Source organism: Neisseria sp. Marseille-Q1983 (assembly GCF_018224585.1).
Taxonomy (GTDB): domain Bacteria; phylum Pseudomonadota; class Gammaproteobacteria; order Burkholderiales; family Neisseriaceae; genus Neisseria; species Neisseria polysaccharea.
The window spans coordinates 1-4,994 of sequence record NZ_JAGTUI010000068.1 but is presented as its reverse complement, the minus strand read 5'-3'; the positions used below and the strand labels follow the sequence as shown (position 1 = coordinate 4,994).

General features: G+C 52.9%; 5 protein-coding genes and 1 pseudogene. 4 read left to right on the top strand and 2 right to left on the bottom strand.

The genetic code is table 11. The features are described from left to right. The first annotated feature begins 131 nt into the window (after window positions 1-131). On the top strand, window positions 132-533 hold the full coding sequence (locus tag KEM39_RS10620) for a c-type cytochrome (RefSeq protein WP_118997507.1): 402 nt from the start codon (window positions 132-134) through the stop codon (window positions 531-533). Between the two features lie 62 nt (window positions 534-595). On the opposite strand, the gene KEM39_RS10615 is transcribed toward KEM39_RS10620, so the two are convergent. Both KEM39_RS10615 and KEM39_RS12115 read right to left on the bottom strand, forming a co-directional pair. Continuing rightward, the gene (locus tag KEM39_RS10615; protein WP_025457289.1) at window positions 596-886 is read right to left on the bottom strand and encodes a hypothetical protein; all 291 of its coding nucleotides are present in this window, start codon (window positions 884-886) and stop codon (window positions 596-598) included. A 51-nt stretch (window positions 887-937) separates the two neighbouring features. After that, window positions 938-1,207, bottom strand: coding sequence for a hypothetical protein (locus KEM39_RS12115; protein ID WP_025457290.1), 270 nt, complete (start codon window positions 1,205-1,207; stop codon window positions 938-940). Window positions 1,208-1,400: 193 nt separating this feature from the next. On the opposite strand from KEM39_RS12115, the pseudogene KEM39_RS11695 reads away from it, so the two are divergent. The 3 genes and pseudogenes from KEM39_RS11695 to rpoH all read left to right on the top strand — a co-directional run bounded on the left by KEM39_RS11695 (window position 1,401) and on the right by rpoH (window position 4,750). Then, a pseudogene (locus KEM39_RS11695) lies at window positions 1,401-2,008 on the top strand (DUF808 family protein). Window positions 2,009-2,076: 68 nt separating this feature from the next. Then, window positions 2,077-3,615, top strand: a complete 1,539-nt coding sequence (gene lnt / locus KEM39_RS10595; protein WP_025457293.1) for an apolipoprotein N-acyltransferase — start codon at window positions 2,077-2,079, stop codon at window positions 3,613-3,615. 271 nt (window positions 3,616-3,886) lie between these two features. Beyond that, complete coding sequence (gene rpoH, locus KEM39_RS10590) at window positions 3,887-4,750, top strand: RNA polymerase sigma factor RpoH (RefSeq protein ID WP_211709999.1); 864 nt, start codon at window positions 3,887-3,889, stop codon at window positions 4,748-4,750. Window positions 4,751-4,994: the final 244 nt, after the last annotated feature.

Here is a 4,994-nt window from a genome sequence, read left to right as displayed (position 1 = left end):
TTTGTACTGTCTGCGGCTTCGTCGCCTTGTCCTGATTTAAATTTAATCCACTATACTACCGATTCGGCAAAAAAACCTTTCACCCGCTACGCAAAATCAACAACAAGGTTTCAAACATTAAGGAAACACCAATGAACACAACCCGACTGCCGACCGCCCTCGTCTTGGGCTGCCTCTGCGCCGCCGCTTCTGCCGCCGACAACAGCATCATGACAAAAGGACAAAAAGTGTACGAATCCAACTGCGTCGCCTGCCACGGCAAAAAGGGCGAAGGTCGCGGAACCATGTTTCCGCCGCTCTACCGCTCCGACTTCATCATGAAAAAACCGCAGGTGCTGCTGCACAGCATGGTCAAAGGCATCAACGGTACAATCAAAGTCAACGGCAAAACCTACAACGGATTCATGCCCGCAACCGCCATTAGCGATGCGGACATTGCCGCCATCGCCACTTATATCATGAACGCCTTTGACAACGGCGGCGGAAGCGTTACCGAAAAAGACGTAAAACAGGCAAAAAGCAAAAAAAACTAAACAGACAAAATGCCGTCTGAAACCGGCAATCCGGCTTCAGACGGCATTCAAATCAAACCTTTCTAACGCAGCACTTTCAGCCCCATAGACCCGATATTGCCGCCACCGTCAACCTCCTTCGCGGTCAGCATAAAGCCGCCGATGTCAATACGGCCGCCCTCGACCTGCTCCTGACTATCGGAACGCTTATCGAAAAGCTCGGCAAGGCTCAAACCCTCTTCGCCCGCTTCCAGCCTCAAACCGTAAGTAAGTGCCAAATCACCCGAACGTGCTGCCGGCGAAACGACAAACTCGCCGAAGAAATCAAAATGCTCACGGATGCCGATATCCGTCTCGGTAAAGTATTTCACCATTTTATAGTGAACTAAATTTAAACCAGTACGGCGTTGCCTCGCCTTGCCGTACTATTTGTACTGTCTGCGGCTCGCCGCCTTGTCCTGATTTAAATTTAATCCACTATAATTGAATTTCCACAAACCGCCGAACACTGCCGGCGGACGCGCGACCAACATCAGGAACGCCGCAATCGCCAAGGCTTCCGCCGCCCTGTCCAACACGCCGGCGGGAGAAACCAGCAGCAAAGGCATTCCCAAACGTGCGGGTAAAGTGGTCGAAACCACGCTCAGGAACAACAGTGCGCCACCTGGCAGGAACAGACTGCCCATCCAATCCACGCTAACGATTCTCCCTTAAAATTCATTAAATTAAAATCGAAAGACTGTAACACGGCATTTTTTTCACGAAACTTTACTTCACGTCCGCCACCGCCTTCAGACGGCATTTTCCTGTTTCATGCCGCCTGAAACCGCCCAAATCCGCGTTCTCCTATATAATGTCGGACTTTGCGCCGCATTTCAGGATTCTTTAATGGCATTTGCCTCACTATTTACCCTGCCGGACGACATCACCGCCGTTTTGGACGATGTTGCCCTGATGACTAAAGCCGCCGCAAAGAAAACCGCCGGCGTGGTCGGCGACGATTTGGCACCCAATGCCAACCGGGTTACGGGCGTATCGGCAGAACGCGAGTTGCCGATTGTTTGGTCGGTGGCGAAAGGTTCTTTTTCCAACAAGCCGGTTTTGGTGCCTGCGGCCCTGCTGCTTTCCGCCTTCCTGCCGCAACTCATTACGCCGCTTTTGACGGCAGGCGGGATTTATCTGTGCTTTGAAGGCGTGGAAAAGCTGCTGCACAAGTTTCTGCACCGACATGACGCGCATGCTCGTAATGGCGGCAATCGGCATCGGCATGACTGTTTTGGTGTACGGAATCGTCGCCGTCATCGTCAAACTCGACGACTTAGGCATGCTGCTGATGCGCCGCCCACAACCTCGGCCTTCTGCACGATTTCCTGCACGCGCAACACTGGGACGCTGGCTGGGCGGAGTACTTCGCCAACCTCGTTGTCGGGCTGCTTTCCGGTTCGATTGCCTGCGTCCCCGCCTTGCCGCTGATGAATCGTTTCGGCAAGCATTGACTCCTTTTTCAAATACCGATGCCGTCTGAAAGACGTTCAGACGGCATCTTCCGAACAGACAGACGAATATGTTTTCCAAACTGGACAAATACTGGCAGCACCCCGCCCTCTACTGGCCTTTGCTCATCCTTTTTGCCGCCGCCACCCCCTTCACCTTCGCACCCTACTACCACTTTTGGCTGATGCCCTTGATTTTCGGCGCCTTCGTCCGCCTCATCGAACTGCGTCCGCGTTTTGCCGCCTCTTCCGCCTACCTGTTCGGTCTGACCGCATACACGGCGCAATTCTACTGGATACACACTGCCCTGCACGACGTTTCCGGCCTGCCCGACCTCTATGCCGTACCGCTGACCTTCCTGCTGCCCGCCTACCTTGCCCTTTATCCGGCACTGTGTTTCTGGCTGTGGAAAAAATTTACCCTGCCTCGGGGCATAAAAATCGGTTTGGTACTGCCCATCCTGTGGACACTGACCGAGTTTGCCCGCGAACGTTTCCTGACCGGATTCGGCTGGGGCGCAATCGGCTACTCCCAAATCACCCCGGACAGCCCGCTGGCAGGTTTCGCCCCCTTGGGCGGCATCCATATGGTTACACTGGCGACCGCCTTTCTCAGTGTCTGGCTGGTTTTGGCGAGTGATAACACCACACGTTCGGGCAAACGCCTGCTTCCAATTATCCTGATTGCCGCCCTGCTTGCCGCAGGCTACACCGCCCAACAGACCAACTTTACCCGCCCAGACGGCAGCCGCAGCACCGTCGCCCTGCTTCAGGGCAACATCGCCCAAACCATCAAATGGCGTGAAGACCAAGTCATCCCGACCATACAGAAATATTACGAACAGGTCGGCAAAACCACTGCCGACATCGTCATCCTGCCCGAAACCGCCATCCCCATCATGCGCCAAAACCTGCCGGAAAACATACTGGCACAATTCGCCGAACAGGCGCAAAACAACGGCAGCGCGCTCGCCGTAGGCATCAGCCAATACACTTCGGACGGCAACGGTTACGAAAACGCCGTCATCAACCTGACCGGTTATCAGGAAAACAATCAGGACGGCATCCCCTACTACGCCAAAAACCACCTCGTCCCCTTCGGCGAATACAAACCGCTGCCCTTCCTGACCACGCCGCTTTACAAAATGATGGATATGCCCCTTTCCGACTTCCGCAAAGGCGGCGGCAAGCAATCCGCCCTAATGATGAAAAACCAAAAAATCGCCTTCAACATCTGCTACGAAGACGGATTCGGCGACGAACTGATTGCCGCCGCCAAAGATGCCACACTGCTTGCCAATGTCAGTAATATGGCGTGGTATGGAAAATCCAACGCCATGTACCAGCACCTCCAACAATCGCAGGCGCGGGCTATGGAACTCGGACGCTATATGGTCCGCGCCACCAACACCGGCGCAACCGCCATCATTTCCCCCAAAGGCAACATCATCGCCCAAGCCCAACCCGATACGGAAACCATATTGGAAGGACACATAAAAGGCTATGTCGGCGAAACGCCCTATATGAAAACCGGCAGTTCATGGTGGTTGATGGGAATATTGTCCCTTACCGCACTACTGCTTTTCATCTTCCGAAACAAAAAATCCTGATGCCGGAACTGTCTGCCAAAGCGGACAGTCTTTTCCATAACACTATTTACATACAACATCGTATGTAATATAATATTTAAATCAACTTAAAATATCAGGTTTATAAAATTAATCTGCGCCAGATGCAAAATTTCCCTATTTGCCAAACCTTGCCGCACACCTTTAATCAAACGCATATTAAACGTACAACACACAAGCCAAGCAGTGATATACTGCATCCCAACACACCAAACCGCCGATACGCAGTTTCAGCCGAAAGGAGATGCCCCAAATGAATAACACTTTCGCATTACCCGCCATCCAAAGCGGCAACGGCAGCCTCGAACAATACATCCGCACCGTCAACAGCATCCCGATGCTGTCCCAGGAAGAAGAAACCCGCCTTGCCGAACGCCGGATAAAGGGCGACCTCAACGCCGCCAAACAACTCATCCTGTCCCACCTGCGCGTCGTCGTTTCCATCGCGCGCGGCTATGACGGCTACGGGCTGAATCAGGCAGACCTGATTCAGGAAGGCAATATCGGACTGATGAAGGCGGTCAAACGCTACGAGCCCGGTAGAGGTGCGCGTCTGTTTTCATTTGCCGTACACTGGATTAAAGCCGAAATCCACGAGTTTATTTTGAGAAACTGGCGTTTGGTTCGCGTTGCCACCACCAAACCGCAACGCAAGCTGTTTTTCAACCTGCGCAGCATGCGTAAAAACCTCAACGCCCTGTCTCCCAAAGAGGCACAAGACATCGCCGACGATTTGGGTGTCAAACTTTCCGAAGTTCTGGAAATGGAACAGCGAATGACGGGACACGACATCGCCATCATGGCAGACAACAGCGACGACGAGGACAGTTTCGCCCCCATCGACTGGCTTGCCGACCACGATTCCGAACCGAGCCGACAACTATCGAAACAGGCGCATTACGCCCTGCAAACAGAAGGTTTACAAAACGCTTTGGCGCAACTGGATGACAGGAGCCGCCGTATTGTGGAAAGCCGCTGGCTTCAAGACGACGGCGGGCTGACGCTGCACCAGCTTGCCGCCGAATACGGCGTATCTGCCGAACGCATCCGCCAAATCGAAGCAAAAGCCATGCAGAAACTGCGTGGTTTCCTGACTGAAGAAGCCGAAGCGGTTTGAAATATACGCAATAAAATACCCGACAAATTGTTTTGTCGGGTATTTTATTTGGTAAACATCAATGCGGTTTGTGCGTCGTGCCGTACACTATTTTATCCGTCCAAGCCATCGCAATCGTCGAAATCAAAAAGCAGACATGCACCAGACACTGCCACATCAGCTGCTTTTCCGACAGATTGGCGGAATTGATATAGTGGATTAACAAAAATCAGGACAAGGCGGCGAAGCCGCAGACAGTACAAAT

What these genes read in the sequence shown, in the direction of transcription:
- KEM39_RS10620 (WP_118997507.1), top strand. Translation starts at nt 132, where the DNA reads ATGAACACAACCCGACTGCCGACCGCCCTCGTCTTGGGCTGCCTCTGC.
- KEM39_RS10615 (WP_025457289.1), bottom strand. Translation starts at nt 886, where the DNA reads ATGGTGAAATACTTTACCGAGACGGATATCGGCATCCGTGAGCATTTT.
- lnt (WP_025457293.1), top strand. Translation starts at nt 2,077, where the DNA reads ATGTTTTCCAAACTGGACAAATACTGGCAGCACCCCGCCCTCTACTGG.
- rpoH (WP_211709999.1), top strand. Translation starts at nt 3,887, where the DNA reads ATGAATAACACTTTCGCATTACCCGCCATCCAAAGCGGCAACGGCAGC.